This window comes from Ktedonobacter sp. SOSP1-85, from assembly GCF_016587415.1.
Classification (GTDB): domain Bacteria; phylum Chloroflexota; class Ktedonobacteria; order Ktedonobacterales; family Ktedonobacteraceae; genus Ktedonobacter.
On record NZ_BNJI01000001.1, the window covers coordinates 5,250,055 to 5,275,102 of the forward strand.

Below are 25,048 nucleotides of genomic sequence, written 5' to 3' on the forward strand. Positions count from 1 at the left end.
TCCACTTACGTAAAGCCATCCTGCCTTTTGTCTTGAAGGGAAAGAGGAACTAGCATATGGAAACAACACCAGTCCAAACAGACCAGGCAACAAGTCCTTTGTGGCAGGCTCCTGGCTGGTATAACGCCGCGCTATTAAGCGAGAGAATTATATCATGTTTATGTACTGAGCCATCACCTGTGCCGGACCGGAGCAAACTTGAGCAGGCCCAGAAGAAATTTCAACGCTGGCGAGACCAGGCCCCCTTCAATACAGGGGCATTTTTCACCCAACGGCTGGAGATGGATGGCCTTACGGAAGAAGACCTGCTGACCCTGCTTGGCGAACCGCTTGAGTCTCTACAGGCCCGGCTCTCGCAACCCTATCCGCCTGAATGGTTGGTAGAATTGAGCAGCGCGCTTCTTGATCCTACGCCGGGCGAGGACATAGCGCGGCTGCTTGCCGAGGCGATGCCAGAGTCGGAGGCGGTTGCCTTCCTGTTGCCATTTACCTCACTGATGCGCCCGGGGATTGCGCGACTACGCGCGGGAATAGAGAAGCTTGCTCATGGCTCTCTCCCCTTTGATCAGCAGCGTATCATGGAGCTTCTTCTGCCGAACTTTGTCCAGCAGATTATGCCTAAAATAAGCAAGACACTGGTCCTGGAACTTAATATTGCGCGCCTACGAGGCCAGTTACAGGGTGAGACGCCGCAAGAGCGCTTCCATAGCTATATCCAGCGCCTGTGCCAACGTGAGCACCTGATCGCTTTTCTGCAGGAGTATTGCGTCCTGGCCCGGCAATTTCTTGTAGCCATGGATCGCTGGGTGCTATGCAGCCAGGAACTCGTATCTCGTCTCTGCGCGGATTGGGACGAGATGTGCGCGCTCTTCTCTCCTCATAGCGAGCCTGGACAACTCGTCGAGATTGGGGGAGCGCGGGCGATACCCATCGTGGTGGACGCAGCGTCATGCTGCTGAAGTTCCGTTCTGGCTTGCAACTGGTGTACAAGCCAAAATCGCTGGCAATTGACGTGCATTTTCAACAACTGCTCCAATGGCTAAATGAGCAGGGTGAGGGGCCAGCGTTTCGTACCCTGAAACTTCTTGATCGCGAAACCTATGGTTGGTCGGAGTTTGTGACAACTCCTGAGTGCGGTTCTGAAGAAGAGGTAAAACGCTTTTTTGTACGGCAGGGGCGATACCTGGCTCTGCTCTATACCCTGGACGCCAGCGATTTTCACGGAGAAAATGTCCTGGCCGCAGGCGAGCATCCTGTCCTGGTGGACCTGGAGGCGCTCTTTCATCCTCGCTGGACCCTCGATGAGGATGGCGTGGCGAAGCGCCCAGCATTCCACATTCTTGATCACTCTGTACGGCGTATCGCCCTGCTACCAGAGCGTTTCTGGTCCACAGAAGCCTTTGAGGGAGTTGACCTAAGCGGGTTAGGGAGTGGAGAGGGGCTGAGTCCTCACCCGGTTGCGCGCTGGGAAGACGTGGCGAGCGATGAGATGAAGCTGGTGCGTGAGCATATTGAGATGCGAGGCGGAAATAACCTCCCACGTCTCAATGGGCGTCCTATGCAGGCCGTTGACTACCTTGAATATATTGTGAGCGGTTTTCGCGCTATGTACCACTTCCTCGTGCGTCACCAGGAGCGTATTGCGCGTGAATACCTCTCGCTTTTCGCGCAGGATGAGATTCGCTTTGTGGCGCGCGCTACCAGGACCTATGGGATATTGCTTACCGAAAGCTTTCATCCCAATATGCTGCGAGACGCGTTGAAGCGCGAACGCTTCTTTGATGGTTTGTGGACAGAGGTTGAGCAACAACCACTCCTGGCCAGTCTCATTGCCGCTGAGCGCGCGGACCTCTGGCAAGGCGATATCCCGATGTTTACAACGCGTCCAGCCAGTTGTGATCTCTTCACAAGCCAGGGCGAGCGCATTCCAGACTTCTTTGCCACTTCGAGCCTGGACATGGTCAGGCAGCGCCTTGCGTCTCTCGATGAGGAGGACCTGGAGCGGCAAATCTGGCTGATTCGTGCTTCATTTGCCAGTGTACCGCTCACGGCTCTTTCCATCTCTGGTGGGCAGCCTACCACCGGGCAGGCGTGCCCCTTCCCTGAGCGTGAGAGGCTACTCAGGGCGGCACAGGTGCTTGGAGATCGCCTTTGCGCGAGCGCGATTGTGAAAGACGATATGGCGGATTGGATTGGACTCTCCTTCGTGATGGATCGTGACTGGGGTGTGGCACTGGCTGGAGCCGATCTCTACAATGGCTTGCCAGGTATCATCCTCTTCTTGAGCTATCTGGGAGCACTCACCGAGAACGCACGCTATACGGAATTGGCCAGTTATGCCCTCAAGACGTTTCGCCGCGAGCTTGCCAGGCTTACAGTCCATCCCGACCGCTATTGCGTGGGAGGCTTCAATGGTTGGGGGTCAGGCATCTATCTCTTCACGCAACTGGCTATCCTCTGGCGTGACTCCACCTTCTTACAGGAAGCGGAGCGCCTGGTTCAGTTGTTTCCAGACGTATTGAAGAAGGATGAGCGCTATGACCTGGTGGATGGGAGCGCCGGTGGGATTGCTAGTCTGCTGAGCCTCTATGCCATGGCGCCGACAGCAGAGGCACTGGCTATGGCTGAGCTTTGCGGCGATCACCTGCTGGCACAGGCTCAGCACAGTGCGCAAGGAGCAGGCTGGAAGACGCTGCGCCAGGAGGTTCCGCTGGCGGGTTTTGCGCGTGGAACAGCGGGGATTGTCTGGAGCTTGCTTCGCCTCTCGGAGGTGAGTGGTCAGCAACGTTTTCGGCAGGCTGCTCTGGCGGCACTTGCATACGAGCGTAGCCTGTATGTGCCGGAGGTGCGCAACTGGCGCAACCTGCGCCAGCAGCCAGGCTTCTCGGCACAGGCGCAGAGGTATGGGATGTCGTGGGCGCATGGTGCCCCTGGGATTGCGTTGGGGCGGCTCGCATCCTTGCGCTACCTTGACGATAACACGTTACGCCAGGAGATCACTGCTGCACTTGTCACCACCAGCGAGGAGGGTTTTGGGTATAGTCATGAGCAGATTGGCCCTAATCACTCCCTGGCCCATGGCGACGCGGGCAACCTGGAGGCGCTCTTGCTAGCTGGACGGATACTGCGTGGTCCACTGGCCGAGGAATATAGCGCTCGACTGAACGTTGTCGCTACAAGCTTGCTCAGGAGTATCGAAGCCGGTACATTCCGTCCGGGTACTCCACACAACATTGAAGCGCCAGGGCTGATGATCGGATTAGCAGGCATTGGCTACGCCTTGCTCAGGCTTGCCGACCCGGGACGGGTACCATCTGTGCTCCTTCTGGAACCACCCGTTACTGCAGAAAGACCTTGATAAGCGCTCTTATGGTACAGGCCTTCTCCAAGAAGGAGGCCCGTACACTATAAAGCATACTCTTTAATGGCTGTCCCATCTTGAAAGGGTGTTCTCTGCGCGCAGAAAAGCTATGCTCTAGCTTTCTCACAAATTATAAGCCACAACGAGGCATGGACCCTGGCCACCCTCTGTAAAAAGATTGGGTCCCCTTGTCCATGTACACCAATCGAAATGTTCGGGAATAATAGTGGATATGTTTCCTAAATCGTCATGATTGGTACAGTTTTGTGAGTAGAGATGTCCAGAGGTGATTTTTACAACGACCCCATAGATTCCATATCCTTTTGCCATGGGCGGGATTGTTAATCTAATGTTGCTGCCTGTTACTGACGTCATAGTCTTGCTTACACTCTCGCTTTGCTGGTGAACGCTATCGTAGACGGCATTAGCTTGTACAATTGCCATCGGTACAAAGGCATTTCCAGTTATGACAGGAGCCTCACCCTTGACTTCCGCATGGAATTTCTGAATTTGAGTCTCACTACGTGAAATGGCCACAGACGCGCTATGAGTAGCGCTGAGGGTAAAGTCTGCATTATCAGCCGTGCCATTATAGGCAGATTCGAAATCGAGTACCTCTAATGCTTCGCCTCCATCCTTAACTTGATCATACACGTATTTGGGTTTACAGGAAGGCGCTGTTGTTTGTGACGAATCATCACCACAACCAAGCATTGGAAGAAGAATGAGAAGAAAGATGCAACCCAGCGGTAGAATATGTTTCATTGCTTGCCTCTACAATCTAATTTGCTGAAAAATCAATAGAAGCCTCATCATTATTGTTATATTCAGCTTTAATGCTGTATTTGCCCGCTGCATGGATATCGATGGATTTATTGTAAATGTGTTCTCCTTGCTGAATAGCCAGAGGTATACTGGTATCTTCTAGCACGCCACTATGCAATATTCTAAGTGTCACCAGAGCGTTTTTGTCTGTTGTATTTACCGTGAAGACGACATATATTGTCTCTCCAACCCCAAAAGAGAATGCAACTGTTCCCAAAAAAGTGGGAAAAAGGGATCAACCATGGGCAAGACGCCACACTTTCGAGCTTCTTGACAGATGAGAACGTTTGTCCTATACTTGAAAAGATAGTAGGCAAGAGAAAGAGCAGAACTGCATGATTCGCGCCCATAAGATCAGACTGCATCCCACACCTGAGCAGGCCAACGCCCTTGCTCGTGCCGCAGGCGTTGCTCGCTTTGTGTGGAATTGGGCGCTGGCCGAATGGAACCGCCAATACGAAGCCGGGGAGAAACCCACTGCCTTGAAACTCAAGAAGCAATTCAACGAGATCCGGCGGGTGCAATTCCCCTGGACATGGGAGGTAACGAAGAACGCCTCAGATCAGCCCTTTCTCGATCTAGGAAAAGCCTTCACCGCGTTTTTTGAAGGCAAAGCCAAACGCCCCAAGTTCAAGAGCAAGAAACAAAACAAAGCCTCCTTTTACCTTGCCAACGATCAATTCGAGGTGGGGGATCACCGCCTGTGGGTTCCTAAGCTCGGATGGGTCAACATGGCGGAAAATCTGCGCTTCAAAGGTCGCGTGACCGGAGCACGCATCACGAAAACAGCAGACTGGTGGTTTGTGTCTCTCCAGGTCGAACTCCCAGATGCGATCCCGACGAAGAAACCAGCCGCTGTTGGTATCGATGTCGGACTGAACCGATTGGCCACCTTGAGTACAGGAGAGGGAGTCGAGAACCAAGCCTTCCTCAAAACGGCGCTCAAAAAATTGCGTCAGGCCAATAAGCGACTGCATCGCCGCAAACCGGGATCAAAAAACCGCGAGAAAGCGCGTAGACAGGTGGCACGACTCCATTATCGTATTACCTCTCTGAGAGATGATGTGTTCCACAAGCTCACAACCAAGCTTGCCAATTGCTATGGAAGCATTGGCATCGAAGACCTCAACCTCAAGGGACTGCTCAAGAATCGGCGGCTGTCTCGTTCGTTCTCTGACGCAGCATTGGGCAAGCTGCTCTCCCTGCTCGGGGCGAAGGTAGAGCAGCGGGGTGGACAGGTGATCAAGGTGGGACGCTTCTTTCCTTCGAGTAAGACCTGCCACTGCTGCGGCTGGAAGTGGGAAGCGATGACGCTCAAAGATCGCACCTTTGTCTGCCAGAATCCATCATGCCCCTATTTTCAGTTCCCGCAAGATCGCGATCAGAATGCGAGCCAGAATATCCTGCGGGAAGCCCTTCACTTGATCGGGCTCATTGACCAAGTCGTCAGCGGTATTGGCTCAGACGAGGACGTAAACTTGCCTGCGGACGCGGGGTAAGACCAAAAAGGCTTCAGCCTTGAGGCTCCTACGGATGAAACAGGAACAACAAAAGGTGTGGTAGAGCTATGCTTGCATATGTTTTACTACATTAATTGGAGCAGTTATTCTCTCCTTGTACTGTATTTCCATGGGAATCAAAACCGCTACCTGTCTGGATCTTAGTGATGTGGTCGCCTGTTTTTGTTGTTGGGTCGCCACCACAGGCTGCAAGGGCGAACAGGACAAGAAAGAAGATACAAAATAACTTTATGTTGTCTTTCATATATTCTTTTACCTAGCTTTCTCTGCATGCTTGGGCTATTTCCAAACTTGCCTGGATCTGCTCAACAATCATAAACTCTGCCATAACTACCGTAATTAAAGATGCCATATAAATCTAAGAATGTCAATTATTAATTCGACATTCTACCTATAGATTTTCAACATAAAGCATACGATCAAACACATTATGTTTAATAACTAGATTAAAAAATAGTCATAAATAAGGTAGGACACCTAGGGGCCGCTATTTGATGAGATGCAAAAAAAGCCGTCTATCAGTACGTCTATCAATGTGTTGGCAGTTTTATTTGCCAGCAGGTTGAAAAGTCTCGCATCTTGTTTTGAGATAATAGGAGGTATCATGACAGGCATCCGTAACGTGATTTCGACGTTGAGCGAAAACGGCGAGGAGATAATGGGGCCAGAAATTCTCCTCTGGCATTATCCCCACAATGGCATCATGAATGGCTCGTTGCTTACGGTGGAGAGCAACCATTTCTGCGTTCTCAAGTCGCGGGGAGCTATTCTCAATGTCTATGAAACAGGGCAGTATACGATTCAGACCCCTGATCGTCCGCTTTTCGGCTCTATGCAACAGGCCTTCTATGGTGGGCAGAGCCCTTGGCAGTATGAGGCACTCTACATCAATCGCGCCAAGCTCGTGCTGAAAACAACCGGCATGGCCCTCTCGCGAGAAATGGCCGAGATGGTTTACAGCGTGGATTACTATATTCATGTTGAGACGCGCGAGGCCGCGGTACAACTTGTCCAACATATGCCCTACCGGGGACATGCATTGACAACGCAAGAGATCAACGCCTATGCTGGCCCCGTCATTGAGCAGGCGGTCAACCAGGTTGTGCAGATTACACCCCTCGAAGTGGTGAATGAAAAGATTCACGATCTTTCGCAGATCGTATTTCAGCACCTCCAGCAATTCCTGACGACGTATGGAATCGCGCTCAATACAGTGAAAGTCCTGGTGTTTCCTCGCGATGAGCGCATGAAGGCGCTGATTTCGCTCAAGGCTTTTGGTTTGAGCGAGCTAGAGGCGGTGCGCTACTATACAGCGATGTTGATGGCGGAAAGAGGGATTGTCTCCGCTCCCAATATGGCGATTGGCCAACCCTTCAATGTCAATGGTGTACAGCCAACTACAAATGCTGATCACTATACGGTCAACTCATCACACGCTCCTGCACCCACTCCTCCACGCGCACCGGGTCAGCCACCTCGCTAAAAGAATAATCAAAGGGATACGGGCGAGCTCATGCTTGCCCGTTATCGGGAGGGATCGAGATGAGTTCACAACCATCCAACAATCCGCTCGTGCAACAACTGCAATTGCTGCTCACGGGCTATGGCTATAACTTCTATAATAAGACAGACCAGGCACGCGCGGACGATGTGCTTGTACGAGAGCGAGCCTCCTATTCTCTTTCACAAGCGGTATCCCTGCTCGCACAATTGCGTGGCGAGTATCATACGCGCTTCATTCCTCCTCTGACGCGTGCCAACCCTGACCCACCCCAGGAAGCCATGGCGCAAATACGAGCCATTGAGGCGGCTCAACAGGCCCTTGCGAGTGTGGAATCTGGCATCCGTGGGATGTCGGTCCCGACCCAGGATCGTATATGGTGGCGCTTTCGGCAAGAGCACGCTCTTTTGACACAGTTGCTGAACTTTGACCTGCTACTTGTACGCGGCAGCGAGCAAATATATCAGCACGTTTCGCGTATGACTCCTGAGGATTGGGCGAGCCAGAGTGCTATACTACGCCAGATGACGCAACAACTGGCCCAGACAGCGAAGGAGCGGGAGCGCTTCCTGCTCATACAGCTTTAGCCCACGGAGAATATCAGCCCAGGCAAGGTTGTTACCATCAATGGGCTGGATGCGTGTTGGATGGGATCGTCAGGTTGTTGTTCTTATTCCAGAAACAGGGCGGACTATTTCTGTGAGCACTATTTTATTGGTAGATGATGATGTTCATCTTCGGGAGCTGTCGCGTATCTTCCTACAACAGGAAGGCTTTACGCTCGCTGAAGCATCTGATGGCGTTGAAGCCCTTGCCGTCTTTGCACAAAGCAAAATCGACCTGGTTATTCTTGATATCATGATGCCAAAGATGGACGGCTGGAAGTTGTGTCAGGAGCTACGCAGGTACTCTGATGTCCCCATCCTCATGCTCACAGCCAGGGGGGAAACCAGTCAGAAACTCAAAGGCTTCCAGGTGGGTACTGATGATTACCTGGTCAAGCCTTTCGAGCCACCTGAACTGGTTGCCAGAGTCAAGGCCTTGTTGAAGCGCTATCGCATTGCCACCTCACAGCGGCTTCAGATTGGTGAGTTGGTTATGGATCATAAAACCTTTGAAATGAGCGTGTATGGGGAACGCCTCACGTTACCCCTGAAAGAATTTGAGGTGCTGTTCAAGCTGGCGAGCGAGCCAGGAAGGACCTTTTCTCGCGACCAGTTGATTGAGGATATCTGGGGCTATGACTTTGCTGGCAATGAACGTACTCTGGATGTGCATATTAATCGGCTGCGCGAGCGCTTTCCCGAAAACCAGCATTCCTTCCGCATAAAAACTATCCGTGGTCTGGGATACCGGTTGGAGGTGGACGGATGAAGACGAGGTGGGTTATTCAGGTTACTGCTGTGGGCGTGGTCGCGATGTTGCTCTTGTGCGCTATCTGGACTGGCACCTTTTTTCTGACGGCGTCGCTGTACGCTGCGACTGGCTTGACACTTCCGCCCTTCCTGATTCAGGTCTTGAATTCACTCTTTGGTCTATTGGTATTTGTCTTGCTTTTCATTGCCTACATTGCCTGGAGCAGCGCCAGGTCAGAAGTCAGGCGACAACGCATGCAGGTCTTTGAACCTATTATCGAGGCGATGAAGCGGATCGCGAAAGGCGATTTCCAGATCAGGCTTGACCCAGAGGTTGGGGCCAATGGGTTTACAAGCGAACTGGCGAAGAGTGTGAATCAAATGGCTGAGGAACTGAACCAGATGGAGCATATGCGACAGGAGTTTATATCGAATGTCTCGCATGAAATTCAGTCACCGTTGACCTCAATTCAGGGCTTTGCGCAGGCTCTGCATGATAAACACCTGTCAGTTTCAGAGAGGGAACACTATCTTGGTATTATCGAAACCGAAAGCATGCGGCTCTCCAGAATGACTGAGAATATGCTCAAGCTCGCCTCTCTAGAATCAAAGCATCTGATGGTTGAGCCGAAGCCTTATCGCCTGGATAAGCAGATCAGAACGTTGATCCTGGCCTGTGAGCCACAGTGGACGCGTAAAGCCATCACCATGGAGGTGGATCTGGAAGAGGTCTTGCTTTTCGCGAATGAAGACCTGCTCTCACAGGTGTGGAGTAATCTCCTACACAACAGTATCAAATTCACGCCAGAGGGCGGAAAAGTGTGTGTTGAAGTGCATCGGCAGGATCGTTGCATCGAATGCAGGATTACGGATACGGGGATAGGTATCCCCCTGGAGGCGCAAACGCGTATCTTTGAGCGCTTCTATAAGGTCGATGCCTCACGGGAGCGTGCCCGCGAGGGAAGCGGATTAGGACTCGCCATCGTCAGAAAAATAGTGGAACTCCACCAGGGGACCATTAAGGTGGTGAGTCAACCACATGCCGGAACGAGTATGTTTGTTTCCTTGCCAGCAGCAGAATAAGGTCGCCAGAAAAAGCCACCCCGCCCACTATCACCTCATTCGGCCTGCGGATGCCCCTGGGTTCACCCATGGGGAGGAAGCAGGCATTCCTTTCCTGGTGGCTGGGGAGGGGCTCCTCAGTCCGTCATCCCTGCAAGGCTGTCGCCACCACAGCATAGTCGTAGCCGTCGGCCGGTTGGAGGACCCGGCAAAAGCGCGCAGGAATCCCCTGCACCTTGCCCATGCGAAACTGCTTGTTCGCGCGCACGGCGATGCGCCCGGTATGTGTCCCCTGCGCCGCAAACCCCTCTGGGACCACCGCCCGCACCCGATCACCGGTCTTGATGCCCAGGACCTGCTTGCGGCGCATCAGATAGCCAACGGGGAAACCATGTTCATCGACATTGGTCCGGCTGTAGCGTCCGCGACCGGTGGCGGTGATCGCAAGGGTGTTCTGCCCACCCATCGCAACCCCTGCCAGTTCCCCCACACACAACGCGTCCAGCGCGTGCGTCTTGGGGATCGAGAAGCGAGCACGGTTCCACCTCGTGCGTCCGCCGCTCCAGGTGGTGAGCGGCAGACCCAGCGCGCGCAGTTCGTCACAGAGCGCGTAGCGGGTGGCGTTGACCGCAGCCGCGTCCCGTAGCGGCTGCTTCGCCTGGGCGGCCACTTCGGGATGGCCGAACGCCGCGGCGGTGCGCTCCCCCTTGGCCGCATTGCACGCGTGGCAACTGAGCGCCAGATTCGACACGCGGTTGGAGCCACCCCGACTGCGCGGCTGGATATGGTCCAACTCGAAGGGCGTGTTCGTGCGCCCGCAGTACACGCACCTGCGCCCGAATTTCTCCAGGAGATAGGCGCGCACTTCCCAACCGGCCAGTTCCCCGCGCTGGTACTCGACCCCGGAGATCTCCGGATGCTGCAGCAGTTGGGTGTCGAACTTCACGCGCTCGACCGCGATACGCACCAGCGGGACCCAGCGCTGGTAGCGCCTGCCCCAGGACAGGACGTTATCGATGCGTGAGCGCAGGGACGGCGCAAGCCAGCCAGGCGCTCGACGGCGGTTGAGGAAGCGCGCCGGCCGATAGCGCAGGTTGCTCGAACGCCTGCGTCGCCGATACCCGGCCCGTTTGCGCAGCCGGTCGCGGATCTCCTCCCCGCGATGGGAAAGTTCGGCCAGGTGCAGCGCGTGGTGCACCTCTCCCTCGCCAGTCTCTTCCACCCGCGCCAGAGCCAGGCCAGTCGTTTTCGAGCCTGGATCGATCTTGAGCACGACCGGTTGCAGCGTGCTCTGCTGGACGCTGCGGTCCTTGAGCCGGATCGTGAAGGGGCTGAGCCGATGGACCACGGCCCGCTTGCGCGCAAGCAGGAGGCGAGCGCGCCTGGGGGTACACGGCATGAGTGGCCTTTTGTGTCTGTCGAGCACAAACACCATCAGTGACTCCTTATATGTTAATATGTTTTCAAGCCCTCTCGACCAAGGGCTAGCAGGGTCGCTCCCTGCTCGATTCGTCCTGCTGGGGAAAGGCTAATGACTCCACACGGCTTGACCGGCAACGAAAGATCGCTCTTTCCCAGCAGTTTTTCCTGGGCCAATCGATGATTGGGGGGTAGTTGCTTCGAGCACCCGTTATAGAAGGACCCGACCGCTCCCAGGAAGTGTTGGCGAAAGGAAGTTCGAAGATGTGGTATGTTGGATTGGATTGGAGCGATACCCATCATGATGTGGTTGTCCTCGATGAAGCCGGACATCGGGTGGGAACGCAGCGTTTTGCCCACAGCCATCAAGGTTTGCACCACTTGAAAGACTTTTTGCTGGGCATCGCCTCTAGGCCGGAGGATCTGGCCTGTATCGTCGAAACGAATCACGGCCTGCTCATTACCTTCCTGTTGGAAGCAGGCATTCCGGTGTATCCGGTCAACCCGAAGACCGCGAATACACTGCGTAAAACAGCAGGCGCGAAGACAGACCGCATTGATGCCTATCTGCTGGCGAAAACCGGACGCTTCGACCTGGCCGATCTGCGTCGCCTCTCTCCTGATAGCCCGATCATTGCTGAATTGAAGACGCGCACACGCGATCAGGATGCTCTGATTCAAAGTCAAACGCGACTGGTCAACCAACTCACCGCCTGCCTCAAAGAGTATTACCCGGTCAGCTTGAAGCTGTTTGGAAAACTGCATCAGCCCTCGACGCTGCTGTTTTTGCAGGCGTATCCGACTCCAACCGCAGCGGCCGCCGCTTCCCTTGAAGAGATTGAGGCACTGCTCAAAAGCTGCAAGTATCCCAATGCGCGGCGGGCAGCCCTTGAGATGGTAGAGCAACTGCATCACCAAGAGTTGACGGCCAATGAGGTCATCGTGCGTGCCAAATCGCGCCTGATGCTCTCGCTGGTCAGACAGTTGCTGCCACTGCTTGAGGACATCAAAGGCTACGATCAGGAGATTGCGACCCTTTTTTTGAAGCATCCCGACCATGACCTGTGGCAATCGCTGCCTCGGGCCGCTCAGCGTCTGGTTCCGCGGCTGCTTGCCGAATGGGGTGATGACCGAGCGCGTTACCGAGATGCCCAAAGCGTGCAGGAACTGGCGGGTACGGCTCCTGTGCCGTTCCAAAGCGGCAATTTTTCCAAAGCCCATAAACGCTTTGCCTGCCTCAAGCCGCTGCGTAATGGGCTCTATCAGTTCGCCTGGCAGACGACACGACAAGATGGCTGGGCACGAGCGTATTACCAGCGCAAGCGGATGGAAGGCAAGACCCATAGTCTGGCCGTCCGCTGCCTGGCAAATGTCTGGGTACGCATCATCTATCGCATGTGGGTGAGGAAGGACCTCTATCAGGCCGCAACGTTTGAAGCGGCGAAGCTGGCTCACGCGCCTCGTCAACGTGTCGCCTAAACCCAGGCTGTCCCTTGGCGTCATGGCTGGTTGGGTCCACTGAGCACTGCAACGTCTGTTGTCAGTGCTGAGACTGTGTGCTCCAACGGAGCCGCCCAAACGGTTCCCGCCGCGCTCTTTCTGCCGAGCGTGAGCCATTCCTTCATCCCCGCCCCTCGCTCCAACGTCTGCCGCAGCCCACCACCGCGTTCCCGACTCCCGGTGTGGGTTACTCGCTGCCTCCCACCTCGAGTCAAGGCCGCGCAGGAGGGGAAAGAGTCGGGGGTGGGCGCGCTCGTCTTGGCCTTGACCGAGGTGGGAGGCTTGTAAGCCCACACCGGGAGGCAGTTTCACCTCTGCTCACCTTGCTTTTTCCTTTCTCGTTTTTTGGCTCTTGACATAGAGGGTCTTTCGTTTCCCTCGTGTGAGGGTCCCGTTACCGGGCGGTGTAACGGTCCTGAGCAGGCTGACTCAGGACGCTCCCCTCGCCGGTGTTGCACTCGCTTGTTCGGCTCAGCGCACCGACCCGTACCCCGACGGGTGCTTTTAACGCTGAGCGACAGCGCCAGCCACTGAGGAAGCACGACTGGGTGTCATGACGAGCGTAACGCTGGTGCCAATCAGCGCCTTGCCTGCGGGCTCTGGGTGAAGTAGGCGGCTGGCGCGTTGCTTCTCAGTACGTCTCCATCCGCCCCTTCCCAAACCGGACTTGAACCTTTCAGCTCATCCGGCTTTCCAGAGATCTATGCCCGTAAAGGTTGTCGCGTCGGCTTTCCGGCATGAATAGCGACGTGACATTCATGGCAGACGATGAGTGTCTGCCACGATCACGGATAACAGCTAACACTGTTTCGGCGTTTCTCATCACGAGTACCTCTCTGTGTGAGCTATTGAGATCCCCTGGACCCCTTCGCCATGTTCTCAGCTTTCCTGAGATCGGACTACTATGGGTCCTCCGTACCCCTGGGCCTTTTGGCCTGTAGGGTATCCCGCGTTCCGTCACTCCTGTACGTATCGAGCACGACGTAGGCCCCCTACTCATCCCTTTATACCTGTCTCGTTGTCAGGCACCCAGGGTGCGGAAGTTGCCACCATCAAGGTGCCAAATGGCGGCACACCCTGGCATCGCTCATCGCGGTGAGAGCCAGCATTCTCCGTTTAGGGATTAGGGTTCAACCAGTTTAGGTTTAGCCATATCGCGCGGGTCTTGCAGCGCTTTTTTTTGCTGCGTTATCGGCATGCTAAGGTCCCCTTTGCGTTTCCGCTCCAGGTGAGCCGATTGACCCATAGACCTCCTTCCGAGTCTATCCTCGCTGTGCGAGGGATACAGATGCTCGTGACGCGGCGCACCACCTCGGCTGGACAACGAAAACGGCATCAACACAAGGGACAAGCCCCCGCATTCATGCGTGGGGATCGTTGACTCAGAGTGGGCGGGGTGGCTTTTTCTGGCGGGCGCCAATTTAAATTGTGTTTACAAATCCCATGTATTGTTCTTCTTGAGACCTAACATTGCATACGCTTGACGTTGGCATTGAGAGGATCAAGTCTATATGTGACACTCCACATGGTCTAAAGACCAGTGGCTTCTTCTGCCTCTCTCGCGTAGTCGATGTTCTGAGAAATGTGGCGTGGCCACGACTCGTTGAGCATCGTAGTGGACAGAGAAAAGCTAAAACAGAGCATCCATCCATGCCTACTGTTTCATGCGCGGTGCCCTGCGCGTTACCTCTCTCATGCCTTTCGGAAAGGAAAGAATAGTCCACAACTTCCGTTTTTGGCAACTTGGAGAGAAGCAACACCCGCATCTTTCGATGCTACTCTCTGAGGAATGTACCCGTCAGAGTGGAGGCTTTTCCTTGGTGCTATTTTGTCCTGGCTGCTCCACTTCCTAAAGCCGTGGAATGGATACCCGTGCCTTCGCAGCAGCAAATAGCTTGCACATTGGTGAACATGGTAGTGTTTTTACTCGTAGCCCTTTGCTACGAAACCCGTACACTATTCAGTTTTCAAGGTACTACTGACCTCTTCTTTTTGAAAGGAGAAGAAGTGGAAATACAAGGGCTAAAGCCGAGCACGCCTAACCACGGACGAAAGAACCGTGGCTTGTGGCGGGCTAAAGCCCCATTCTGTCAAAAACACATCGAAGCAATGAGATAAAAAAGGAGAACTTTTTCATGAGTAGCACAAAATCGAACACTTTACGTGTGCCTGGCGCGACTCTTTCCTACGAGGTGCGTGGAAGCGGTCCTCTCCTGCTTCTTATCGCTGGTGGAGGCAATGATCGCATTGTCTTCCATGAGATTGTGGGCTATCTCACCGATCAATATACCGTTGTGACCTATGATCGCAGGGGCCTTTCGCGCAGTCAGCTCGACAATCCAGGTGAAGAACAGCGCGTCGAGGCACACAGCGACGATGCCCATCGTTTGCTTAAAGCCTTGGGGAGCGACTATGAATCGGCATATGTATTCGGGAGTAGCGGCGGTGCCATTATTGGACTTGACCTGGTGGCCCGCCACCCCGGGCAGGTCTATACGTTGGTCGCGCATGAGCCGCCAACGCACCTATTGCCCGAGACTGACCCCATCCAGGAGATGAAAGGCATCCAGGACGTGTACCGGCATTCAGGAGTTATGGCGGCCTTACAGGCGCTCTTTCAGTTGGATGGCCTGGACGAGAGCGGCCGAGACATAGTGAGTGAGCTACCTGCCTCTATAAAGGATCAGATTGTGAAGAACACGATCTTCTTGTTTGAGCATGAGGTAGCCATGTACGACCACTACCTACTGGATTTTGCCGCACTCGCAAGTGCTACCAGTCAGACGCGAATTGTGCTTGCTGGCGGACACGACTATCAGGAGGCCGCGACATACTTAAGCGCCGCCGCCGTGGCGGACCGGCTCGGAACGGATATGGTAGAATTCCCGGGCCGCCACGCGGGCTATGTGAGCAATCCGAGGGCTTTTGCCCACCGCTTGCGCGAAGTACTTGATGAGAGGCCAGCTCAAGTTTCCCAGGTTTTGTGAACGAAGACACTGCTTTATCGCACAAACCTGGGCAGCACTGCAAATGTTTCTCGTCTGATCCCTAGATCATTACAAGGTACCGGTTTGTAGTGGTAGTGAGGATCGCACTTGTTGAGTGGCAGAGACCATGTGCTTCAACGCTGGCTTGACTTCTTCCCACTTGCGTGTCTTGAGACCACAATCTGGATTCACCCACAACTGTTCGGATGGAAGAATCTGGAGGACGAGACGCAGTTTCTCATCAAAATCCTGTGTTGTCGGCACATGCGGCGAGTGCACATCGTAGATGCCAAGTCCAATGCCGTTAGGATAGCGATAGGCTCTGAGTGCCTCCAGGAGATCGAACTGAGAACGCGAGGCTTCGATGAGGACCACATCAGCATCCATGCTGGCGATCTCAGGAACGATGTCATCAAACTTTGAGTAGCACAGATGGGTGTGGATCTGCGTTTCGTCACGTACACCGTTTGCAGCCAGGCGGAAACAGAAGATTGCCCAGGAGAGATACTCCTGCCAGTCAGCATGGCGTAGAGGAAAGCCCTCACGTAGTGCTGGCTCATCGATCTGAATCGCGCGTATGCCAGCCGCTTCCAGGTCCAGGACTTCCTCGCGAATCGCCAGGGCAATCTGCTTGCACGTTTCTGAACGGGGCTGGTCATCGCGCACAAAGGACCACTGCATGATAGTCACCGGACCGGTGAGCATCCCTCTGACCGGGCGAGCGGTGAGCGATTGGGCAAAGCGTGACCACTCAACGGTTATCTGCCCAGGGCGTGCCACGTCACCATAAATGATCGGGGGACGCACGGCACGCGATCCATAGCTCTGGACCCATCCATGCTGTGTCAGCAGCATCCCGGTCAGATACTCACCAAAGTATTCGACCATATCACCCCGCTCTACCTCGCCATGCACCAGCATATCTAGCCCGGCCTCCTCCTGAAAGCGAATCACCTCTTCGATCCCTTGCTTGAGGAAGGCTTCATAGCTGTTCTGATCCAACTTGTGGCTCTTGTAGGCGGCACGCGCTGCGCGCACATCTGCTGTCTGCGGATAGGAGCCAAGCGTCGTGGTGGGTAAAAGCGGCAGCTTTAGTCCAGCTTGCTGACGCTCTTTGCGCATATGATATGGCCGCGAACGTTGTGCCATCTGTTCTGTAATGGCCTGGACACTTTGGGCAACCTCCACTTTGTGAATGCGTGCTGAACTGCGCCTGCTCTCCAGCGCCTGCCTATTGGCCTGGAGCGCAGCCTCAATCGTCTCTCGACCCTCATTGAGCGCGCGGGTGAGCAGACTGATCTCCTCGACCTTTTGCCTGGCGAAGGCGAGCCAGGAACGCATTTCTTCGTCAAGATGCGTCTCTTGCATCACATCAATAGGCACATGCAGCAGTGAGCAGGAGGCGCCGAGCAAGACGCGCTCTGTGCCAAGTGCCTGCACAGCTTGCGAAGCCACAGTCAGCACACGCTCAAAATCGGTGAGCCAGATGTTGCGCCCATCGACAAGGCCGAGTGAGAGTGAGAGCGAGGACGGGGCCTGCTCAAGCGCCTGCTCAAGCTGTTCTGGAGCACGAACCAGGTCAAGGTGCAGCGCATCTATGGGCAACTGTAACGCCAGCGGCAGATTCTCGCCCAGATCGCCAAAGTAGGTGGCGAGTAAGATGCGCAGTGATGGGGCCTGGGCCGCTCTCTGCGCAGCCAGGCGCGTATAGGCAGATTGGTAGGCTGCCCGCGTTGCCTCATCTAGATCGAGAACCAGGCATGGCTCATCGATCTGTACCCACTCAGCCCCCGCCTGCGCCAGGGCTTGCAGAGTCTCCTCATAGACAGGCAGGAGGGCATTCAACAGTGCAAGCTGGTTCATCCCGCTCTGTGTTGTCTTGCCGAGCAGCAAGAAGGAGAGCGGGCCGAGCAGCACTGGACATGTCTGGATGCCCAACGCCTTCGCCTCCAAAAACTCCTCGACAGGCTTGCGTGAGGCAAGGTGAAACGCTTGCCCTGGCTCAAACTCAGGAACGATATAGTGATAATTGGTGTCGAACCACTTGGTCATCTCCATGGCAGGAACCGCATTGGCCTGGTCCTTTTCCATGCCACGCGCCATAGCGAAATAGGTATGCAGATCAACCAGGCCTCCATTCCATTGATAGCGTCTGGGAACGGCTCCAACCAGGGCGATTGTATCAAGTACATGGTCGTAGAGGGAAAAATCGTTCGACGGGATGTGAGTCAGTCCGGCCTGGCGTTGCAACTGCCAGCGCTGCTTGCGTAGTGCACTTGCCTGTTCAAGCAGTTCTGTTTCAGTGATACGACCAGACCAGAACTGTTCAAGCGCCTTTTTCAGTTCGCGCCTGGCGCCAAGACGCGGATAGCCAGGAATCATTGCTTGGATCATTTTCAACTCTCCTTCACACTGTCAAATAACAATCATCACTCCCGTGTTTGTAAATCGAATGTTCGTTTTATAAACACGGCCAGTTCTATGATATCATAGGTGAGGCAATAAGAGCAAAGGAGGACTCACCCCATGCCAGCAAAACCCGGCATCCATGAGGCTGCTCGCCGCACGCAAATTTTGCGCGCCGCACGCAGTTGTATTGTGGAACTCGGCTATGAGCGCGTGACGATGCGTGACGTGGCGGAAACGGCCGGAGTCAGTACCGGAACCATCGTCCATTATTTTGGTGATAAAGACACCATGCTTGAGGCCGCGCTTCTTGAGAAAGTGCAGGATACCGGCATTGCCTTTCGGGCGGCGCTCACTGGCGCCCAGAGTGCCTGGGAACGCCTGGAGCGCTTGGTAACGGCCAGCCTGCCCGAAAGCGAGGAGGTCCGCGACGAATGGCGTTTGTGGCTGATCTTCTGGGGAGAAGTCACACGCAATGCACGGTTGCGCGCAGTCAGTGAGAAACAACATCGCCGCTGGACGCGTTTTCTGGCGCGCATCATCGCCGAAGGGAGCGCTTCCGGCGAATTCGCAGCAGTTGATGCAGCTATCGTCGCCACGCAACTGGCGGCGTTGATTGATGGATTAGCTATTCAAGCCACGCTCCAGAATCCCACACTTAGCCCTGCACAGATGCGCCAGGTCTGCCTGAGTGCGCTCCAACGACTCGTGTATGCGAACCAATGAGTGAAAACCATGAATACTTGTAGACCATGAGGGAGAAGATAAGCATGGACATTGCGCAGCAACGATTGCTGAGCCAGCGGATTAATGGTGAGCGCTGCCAGACGCCGGAAGAGGTGGTGCGTTGGCTGGGCGCGATGCAGGCGCAGGAGTATCAGGAGGCCTTGTGGGCGATTGGTCTGCGCACGCGCTCCGCGACACTGGCAATGGTCGAACAAGCGATAGCCGAGGGGAAGATCGTACGCACCTGGCCTATGCGTGGCACGCTGCACTTTGTCCCGGCGCAAGATGCGAAATGGATGCTGGAACTGACGGCCACGCGCATGATCGCGAAGGATAAGCGCAGACAGGAGCAGCTTGAACTTGACGAGACCATCATCGAGCGTGCCGCGCAACTCCTTCACGACGCACTGCACGGTGGCAAGCGTCTCTCTCGCCCCGGTGTCATGACGCTATGGGAAGATGCGGGTATCAGCACCAGGGGCCAGCGTGGCTATCACCTGTTGTGGTACCTGGCCCAAACGGGGCTGATCTGCCTGGGACCATACGAGGGCAAGCAACAGACCTTTGTGCTGCTCGATGAATGGGTGCCACAACCACGTAAATTCTCGCGCGAGGAGGCCCTGAACGAGCTTGTGAAGCGCTATGTGGCGAGTCATGGGCCGGTTACTGTTCACGACTTCGCCTGGTGGACAGGTTTGACCATCAGCGAGGCCAGGACCGGATTTCACGCCGTCCGAAGCGAGCTGTGTGTCGAGAAGCACAATGGGCAGGAGTACTGGTTCTCCGGTGACGTGCTCAACGGCGAGGCACATCCATCCTCTGACTTCTACTTGCTACCCGGCTTCGATGAATACCTGCTTGGATACAAGGACCGTAGTGCCGTGCTCGCTGCCGAGCATGTCCAGAAAGTCGTGCCGGGCAACAACGGTGTCTTCATGCCCATGCTTGTCGTCGCGGGCCAGATTGCTGGCACCTGGAAGCGCACGCTGAAGAAGAATGAGCTTGACATCCTCCTCAAACCCTTCGACCAATCCTTCGACCTGGAGACAGAGGCGCGCGAAGCGGTCAGTTCCTATTACGACTTTCGTGGCCTGCCGAGAAATTTACGGTATCCTGCTACCTTTCTCATACTCGAACGTGTGTAAACATCCCCGAGCGGTCAGTTGTTCCTGTTTCTCAGCCAGTTGCCATCGCACGAGAACCTTTGGATCAGCCCTCTCGTTTCGGTCTCACACCAGCTCCACAGGCATTTAACGTCACGGTCGTAGCCACTACCCAGGACGGCCAACGTGAGGCTCTGCTCGTTGGCGAAGCATTTCCATGGCGAACCAGGCCAGGTTCAAAGCGGCGTTCAAATCCCGGTCGATCACCAGTCCACAGATCTGGCACTCATAGGTGCGGTGTTTGAGCGGCATGCGTTTCTTGACATGCCCACAACACGAACAGCGTTTGGTCGAAGGAAACCAGCGAGAGGCGATGAAGAGATTTCCCCCTGCGTTGGCGGCCTTGGTCTTCAAGAATTGCAACAGTTGCCCCATCGCTGCATCGGCGACGGCTCTGGCGAGCTTCCGATTGGCCATCATTCCCAGGATGTTGAGGTCTTCGATGCCAATGACCCCACAGGTGCGCGCCAACTCGGTCGTGAACTTGTGCTGCACATCTCGGCGAAGAGTGGCAATTTGCTGATGCTTGCGCGCTACCTTGAGCCGTTGTTTCTCATAATTCTTGCTGAACACGGTTCGCTTGGTTTCCGGGTCTTTCGTCTTCTGTTTTTTACTGAGTTGGCGTTGCAGCTTGCCGAGTTTCTTGAGATGGAGCGCTAATGGCCTTTGGTTCTCAAGCCTGCGTCCATCGCTCACCACAGCAGCTTGCTTTAAGCCCACATCTACCCCCACCACTGGTTCGGGAGTTTTGGGGCGCTCCCGTGTGATTTCTACCTGGATGGAGACGTACCAGTGCCCCGCTTCACAGCAGACCGTCGCCCCCAGGATCTTGACTCGTTCGCACACGACGTGCTTGCGCTTGTTTCGCTTCTTCGCGGGAGTGGTGGCTTTCCCTTTTTCGACGAAGCGCAGTTTTTCGGCGACGTTCACCGTCCCCAGTCTGCGTAAGAGCTTGCCTCGGTCCTTCTTCGTTTGGCGTTGATCGAGGATGAAGCGACCCAAGCCAGGAATGGAGATCCAATGGGTCCCCAAGACGAATTTATCGTTGGAGAGATAGAACGACTCGTGCGACTTCCCCTTTTTCTTGTACTGGGGGTAGTTCGATCTACCCGCGAAGAAGTTGTCGTAGGCGTTTTTGAGGTCATCGAACGCACCTTCCACCACACACTTCGTCACGTGATAGGTCCACGGATACTCCTGCTCCCGGATCTGGTTGAATTGCTTCTTGAGTGCGAGGGCATGTGGCGGTTTGAGCACGCGCTGCTCTTCGGGAACGGTTTCCTGCTCAGCTTTATACGCCTGATACTGCTTTTCCCACTGCTCCCGCCCCCAGTTGTAGATAAATCGCCTCGTGCCACAGGCTCGCTTGAGATACTCCACCTGTTCAGGCGTGGGATTCATCCGGATCTTGTGCGCGGTTTTCATCCTTCAGCGCCTTTTCTAACGCTTTGCGGTAATTCCGCAGGCCATACAATCTCGATGAAAAGCAGTGGAGAATGCTCATCAAATCCTGGACAAGCTCTTGTTCTGGAGAGAGCGTCTCCGTGTTCATCACGACCAATTCCGTGTGGTGGGTCTCGCACAGGTGCTTGATCAGAGCAAAGCCAAAGCGCGCCAGCCGATCCTGGTGAGCAATGAGCACACGCTCCACTTCTCCTGCCACAATGGCATCCACCAGAGCCAGAAACCGTTTGCGCTCAAAATTGAGACCCCCGCCGATCTCCATAATCCAGTCGTCTACCACAAGCTGCTTGGAGACCGCGTAGCTCGAGAGCGCTGCCCGTTGGTTCTGCAAGTCCGGTCGTTGAGCAGGACTGGACACCCGGCAATAGGCTATCGTTCGGCGAGCGGCTGGCCGCTGAGGAAGGTTGAGCGCCGTAGCCAGATCGGCCTCATTATAGTAGCGACGCCCAGAAAGCGTTCGTTTGGCTTTGAGCCTGCCTTCCCGGTCCCAGCGCTGCAACGTTTTCACGCTGACACCCACCTGCTTGGCAAACTGTGCGACTGAGTACATGTAATAATTTTAGTTCACTTCCGCACACTTTGTCAATACCTAGTAGAGATCTCCCTTTCCTCAATAAAGGTGACCTATTTGTATCCTGTGAAATCTCTCTTGTCTCCAAGGCGTATCATAAAAATGAAATAGCCTATCCCCGCTGTATAATCTTCCCCCCCTCGTAGCAACGAAACAAGGGATTGGTAAATGATCAGGAGTGCCTTATGATGCCAAGGAGAAAAATAAGCCAGTACCTTGATCGCCAGAGAGCGGTGCATCATGAGGCTACCATATACCTTCCAAGGTGGCGTCTACCCGTTTTTGGGTATCTTATCGGGCTTTTCCTCACGGGTATAGCAGTGCTCTTAGCTCTTCTTATTCCAAGCGTACGTGTTATGTGGGTACCCTTGTGCCTTGCATCTGTTATCGTTGGCTTTGTGTGGGGGGTAAGTCCTGCTCTGGTAACGACTCTGGTTGGGTTGCTTGCTTTTTTCCTCATTGTCTTTCCCCATTACGATATAGTGAGTCTGAATTTTGGAACTGCCATAGCAACACTTGGCCCTTTCGTATTTGCCCAATGCATAATCGCTGTTCTCGCGGGCCAGAATATGGTGAAATACTGGCGTATACGTGTGGCCGAACAAAAGGTGCATGCCTATGCCCAGGAACTGGCAGCAACGAACCATAAACTTGAACAAATCAATCAAGAGCTTGAGCGGGCCAACCATCTCAAGGATTATTTTATGATACGCGCAGCTCACGAGTTACGAACCCCTCTTACCACCATACTAGGAGAAGTGCAGCTCGCTCTACGACGTCTGGATAAAGCGAAAAGCACAGAGAAAGAAGCACTTTTGTATAGAAGGCATTTTGACAAAATTGAGGCAAGGACACGCGTGTTACAGGCATTGGTTGAAGATCTGATTGAGTTCAGTAGTTTACATACCGGGGAGAAGCTCTTGCAGTTTGGCCCCTGCGATTTCAGCAAGATTTGTGATGAGGTCGTCGAGGATCAACGTACGTATTCAGGTCGCCAGATTGAGCTACAACTTCCTCTCGATCCTATAATCATGCAAGCTGATGGCAAACGACTTACCCAGGTTGCGATTAACCTGGTGAGCAATGCTCTTCACTACTCATTAGAAGACACGGTGATCTCTATTGGCGCACACGTGGAGGATGCCTCTGTGCTTTTCCAGATACATAATGAGGGGCCTGCTCTTTCTCTCGAGCAGCAGTCACACCTTTTTGACCCATTTTATCGTACTCCTTACGCCGAGGCTCTTTTCAGAGAAGGTTGGGGCCTGGGGCTCACTGTGAGTAAAGAAATTGTCGAGCGCCACGGCGGGCAAATCTGGGTGAAATCCATTGAGGGAGAAGGCACTACCTTTTTTGTACAAATCCCTCTTGAGATAGAGCAGAATGTTCAGGCTTTTTCCCATCAACCAGCCAGGAAAATGGCTTGACTTGCAATGGTATTCCCACATGAGTTACAGCCGCGAGCGAGAAAGCCCCGTCTTTTAAGCTGAGATGGTCCATGAGGGCATGTTCAAGATCGTATTGCGGCTCTTTGCCTTCTCTGGCTCGTTCGTTGCGATGGGCTACCTGGTATGCTATACTAAGCCAGGCAAGCGTCGTTTATCCAACAGAAAGAAAGGGGCACTCTTATGCAGCACATTCCTTCGACAGAAAGATGGTGCATCCTTTCCGGGTTGGGCACATCCACAACGCGCTAAGACAGCTCTACATGTTTCCTCCCTTGCATTCCCTTCAGTCTCGAAGATGATCAGCCCTCATACCTGGCCTGATTTCGGATGCATCCATCACTCCCTTATTCATTTTTGCAAGCATTTTATGCCTGCATGCTTTTCGTGCAATTTATAAAGCTAACTAAAAAGGAACAATTTCGTGATAGAGAATCAAAATCAGGTTGTGATCAAAGAAGCGATATCAGAGGCACGTGCGCCTCTTCCGCTGTGGCGGAATCGGGACTATCTGCTCCTCTGGGGTGGTCAGGTGGTCTCGCAGACTGGCTCACAGGTGTCACAGTTGGCTTTCCCTCTGCTGATCCTCGCGCTCACCCATTCACCTGCTCAGGCCGGGATTGCGGCGGCGCTGCGTACCATTCCTTATCTCTTCCTCAGTTTGCCCGCAGGTGCCCTGATGGATCGATGGGACCGCAAGAAGGTGATGATCTTCTGTGATATTGGGCGTTTTCTGAGTATGGCAAGCATTCCGCTGGCGCTATTCTTCGGCCATCTGACCCTTATCCAACTGTATCTTGTCTCCCTTCTGGAAGGGACTCTCTTTGTCTTCTTCGACCTCGCCGAAGTCTCCAGCCTGCCGCAGGTCGTCTCAAAGGAGCAATTGTCTGCCGCCAGCGCGCAAAATATCGCGACCTATAATATTGCGATGCTCCTCGGCTCGCCGCTGGGTGGCCTCCTCTATAGTGTTGGGAGTCTCTTCCCTTTTCTGGCAGATACTGTCTCGTATTTCTGCTCTTGTCTTTCGCTTCTCTTCATTCGAACCTCATTTCAACAGGAGCGTACAGCAAGGGCCTCACGTGCCTTGATGACAGAGGTCAAAGAGGGTCTGAAGTGGCTATGGGAGCAGCGCTTCATTCGCTCGCTGGCACTGCTCCTGTGCGGGATCAATCTGATGACAGGGGGAATCACATTGGTCAGTATTGTGCTGGGGCAACATGTGCATGCCTCGACGGTAGATCTTGGCGTCCTGTTCGCCGTCGCAGGGGTTGCCGGGGTGCTTGGTGCGCTGGCGGCGCCGCTACTCCACCGCCGTCTGAGCTTCTTTGTGATCTCTCTCATCACCTTGTGGGCACAGGCATTGCTTGCGCCTTTGCTGATCCTGGCTCCCAACCTGCTCACGCTTGGGGCTATTCTCGCCCTCCTCTTTTTCCTTTTTCCTATCTTTGATGTCCTACAGCGAAGTCAGCGTATGGCCCTGATCCCTGATGCCTTACAGGGTCGCATCAATAGCGTGTACAGACTGATTGTCTTTAGTAGTAACCCTGTGAGCCTGGCGCTGACCGGGTTCCTGCTCCAGAATGCCGGGACGACGTTCACCATCCTCATCATGACAGCCGGCCTTATACTTCTTGCCCTCGCAGCCACACTGAACCCGCACATGCGTCGGGTAGGCGCTTAAAAAAGGATTGGGTGATGAGTCAACTGACCCATCACCCAATCCTTTTTTAGGAAGGAAGCGCA

Annotated in this window: 20 protein-coding genes; 13 read left to right on the plus strand and 7 right to left on the minus strand. The window is 54.4% G+C overall.

Annotated elements, in window-relative coordinates:
* Positions 1–56 precede the first annotated feature (56 nt).
* Positions 57–959: a hypothetical protein gene (locus tag KTE_RS21890; protein WP_201384622.1), complete on the plus strand. Its 903-nt coding sequence runs from the start codon at positions 57–59 to the stop codon at positions 957–959.
* The gene (locus tag KTE_RS21895; protein WP_201384624.1) at positions 950–3,358 is read left to right on the plus strand and encodes a type 2 lanthipeptide synthetase LanM family protein; all 2,409 of its coding nucleotides are present in this window, start codon (positions 950–952) and stop codon (positions 3,356–3,358) included. The genes KTE_RS21890 and KTE_RS21895 overlap by 10 nt, the downstream gene beginning before the upstream one ends.
* A 126-nt stretch (positions 3,359–3,484) precedes the next feature.
* Here KTE_RS21895 and KTE_RS21900 read toward each other — a convergent pair whose 3' ends face one another.
* On the minus strand, positions 3,485–4,126 hold the full coding sequence (locus KTE_RS21900; RefSeq protein ID WP_201384626.1) for a hypothetical protein: 642 nt from the start codon (positions 4,124–4,126) through the stop codon (positions 3,485–3,487).
* A gap of 395 nt (positions 4,127–4,521) precedes the next feature.
* On the opposite strand from KTE_RS21900, the gene KTE_RS21905 reads away from it, so the two are divergent.
* The 5 genes from KTE_RS21905 (at position 4,522) to KTE_RS21925 (ending at position 9,645) form a co-directional block, all read left to right on the plus strand.
* Complete coding sequence (locus tag KTE_RS21905) at positions 4,522–5,685, plus strand: RNA-guided endonuclease TnpB family protein (RefSeq protein ID WP_201384628.1); 1,164 nt, start codon at positions 4,522–4,524, stop codon at positions 5,683–5,685.
* A gap of 625 nt (positions 5,686–6,310) precedes the next feature.
* Positions 6,311–7,189, plus strand: a complete 879-nt coding sequence (locus KTE_RS21910; RefSeq protein WP_201368819.1) for an SPFH domain-containing protein — start codon at positions 6,311–6,313, stop codon at positions 7,187–7,189.
* A gap of 59 nt (positions 7,190–7,248) precedes the next feature.
* Positions 7,249–7,794 (plus strand): hypothetical protein, encoded by a 546-nt coding sequence (locus tag KTE_RS21915; RefSeq protein ID WP_201384630.1) that lies wholly within the window; start codon positions 7,249–7,251, stop codon positions 7,792–7,794.
* Positions 7,795–7,906: 112 nt separating this feature from the next.
* Positions 7,907–8,581, plus strand: coding sequence for a response regulator transcription factor (locus KTE_RS21920; RefSeq protein WP_201384632.1), 675 nt, complete (start codon positions 7,907–7,909; stop codon positions 8,579–8,581).
* Positions 8,578–9,645, plus strand: coding sequence for a cell wall metabolism sensor histidine kinase WalK (locus KTE_RS21925; RefSeq protein WP_201384634.1), 1,068 nt, complete (start codon positions 8,578–8,580; stop codon positions 9,643–9,645). Before KTE_RS21920 ends, KTE_RS21925 begins: the two co-directional genes overlap by 4 nt.
* A gap of 124 nt (positions 9,646–9,769) precedes the next feature.
* Here the strand turns inward: KTE_RS21925 and iscB are convergent, their stop codons facing one another.
* Positions 9,770–11,059 (minus strand): RNA-guided endonuclease IscB, encoded by a 1,290-nt coding sequence (iscB, locus tag KTE_RS21930; RefSeq protein ID WP_201384636.1) that lies wholly within the window; start codon positions 11,057–11,059, stop codon positions 9,770–9,772.
* 248 nt (positions 11,060–11,307) lie between these two features.
* Between iscB and KTE_RS21935 the strand changes: the two genes are divergently transcribed.
* The gene (locus KTE_RS21935; RefSeq protein ID WP_201384638.1) at positions 11,308–12,522 is read left to right on the plus strand and encodes an IS110 family transposase; all 1,215 of its coding nucleotides are present in this window, start codon (positions 11,308–11,310) and stop codon (positions 12,520–12,522) included.
* Positions 12,523–12,542: 20 nt separating this feature from the next.
* Here KTE_RS21935 and KTE_RS21940 read toward each other — a convergent pair whose 3' ends face one another.
* Together KTE_RS21940 and KTE_RS48920 are read right to left on the minus strand one after the other, a co-directional pair.
* Complete coding sequence (locus tag KTE_RS21940; RefSeq protein ID WP_201384640.1) at positions 12,543–12,839, minus strand: hypothetical protein; 297 nt, start codon at positions 12,837–12,839, stop codon at positions 12,543–12,545.
* An 827-nt stretch (positions 12,840–13,666) separates the two neighbouring features.
* Complete coding sequence (locus tag KTE_RS48920; RefSeq protein ID WP_255552921.1) at positions 13,667–13,789, minus strand: hypothetical protein; 123 nt, start codon at positions 13,787–13,789, stop codon at positions 13,667–13,669.
* 889 nt (positions 13,790–14,678) lie between these two features.
* Here KTE_RS48920 and KTE_RS21945 point away from each other — a divergent pair.
* Positions 14,679–15,530: an alpha/beta fold hydrolase gene (locus KTE_RS21945; RefSeq protein WP_201384642.1), complete on the plus strand. Its 852-nt coding sequence runs from the start codon at positions 14,679–14,681 to the stop codon at positions 15,528–15,530.
* A 69-nt stretch (positions 15,531–15,599) separates the two neighbouring features.
* Here KTE_RS21945 and metE read toward each other — a convergent pair whose 3' ends face one another.
* Positions 15,600–17,924: a 5-methyltetrahydropteroyltriglutamate--homocysteine S-methyltransferase gene (gene metE, locus KTE_RS21950; protein WP_201384644.1), complete on the minus strand. Its 2,325-nt coding sequence runs from the start codon at positions 17,922–17,924 to the stop codon at positions 15,600–15,602.
* 132 nt (positions 17,925–18,056) lie between these two features.
* Between metE and KTE_RS21955 the strand changes: the two genes are divergently transcribed.
* Positions 18,057–18,662 (plus strand): TetR/AcrR family transcriptional regulator, encoded by a 606-nt coding sequence (locus tag KTE_RS21955; RefSeq protein WP_201384646.1) that lies wholly within the window; start codon positions 18,057–18,059, stop codon positions 18,660–18,662.
* A gap of 44 nt (positions 18,663–18,706) precedes the next feature.
* On the plus strand, positions 18,707–19,807 hold the full coding sequence (locus tag KTE_RS21960; RefSeq protein ID WP_201384649.1) for a winged helix DNA-binding domain-containing protein: 1,101 nt from the start codon (positions 18,707–18,709) through the stop codon (positions 19,805–19,807).
* 126 nt (positions 19,808–19,933) lie between these two features.
* Here KTE_RS21960 and KTE_RS21965 read toward each other — a convergent pair whose 3' ends face one another.
* Both KTE_RS21965 and KTE_RS21970 read right to left on the minus strand, forming a co-directional pair.
* A complete protein-coding gene (locus KTE_RS21965; protein WP_201384651.1) occupies positions 19,934–21,250 on the minus strand; it encodes an RNA-guided endonuclease TnpB family protein in 1,317 nt (438 codons plus the stop codon).
* Complete coding sequence (locus tag KTE_RS21970; RefSeq protein WP_201384653.1) at positions 21,210–21,839, minus strand: IS607 family transposase; 630 nt, start codon at positions 21,837–21,839, stop codon at positions 21,210–21,212. The genes KTE_RS21965 and KTE_RS21970 overlap by 41 nt, the downstream gene beginning before the upstream one ends.
* Positions 21,840–22,453: 614 nt before the next feature.
* Here KTE_RS21970 and KTE_RS21975 point away from each other — a divergent pair.
* Both KTE_RS21975 and KTE_RS21980 read left to right on the plus strand, forming a co-directional pair.
* Positions 22,454–23,287, plus strand: coding sequence for a sensor histidine kinase KdpD (locus tag KTE_RS21975; protein WP_201384655.1), 834 nt, complete (start codon positions 22,454–22,456; stop codon positions 23,285–23,287).
* A gap of 442 nt (positions 23,288–23,729) precedes the next feature.
* Positions 23,730–24,986 carry an MFS transporter gene (locus KTE_RS21980; RefSeq protein WP_201384656.1) on the plus strand — a complete coding sequence of 419 codons (1,257 nt, stop codon included), beginning with the start codon at positions 23,730–23,732 and terminating at the stop codon, positions 24,984–24,986.
* The last annotated feature ends 62 nt before the right edge of the window (positions 24,987–25,048 follow it).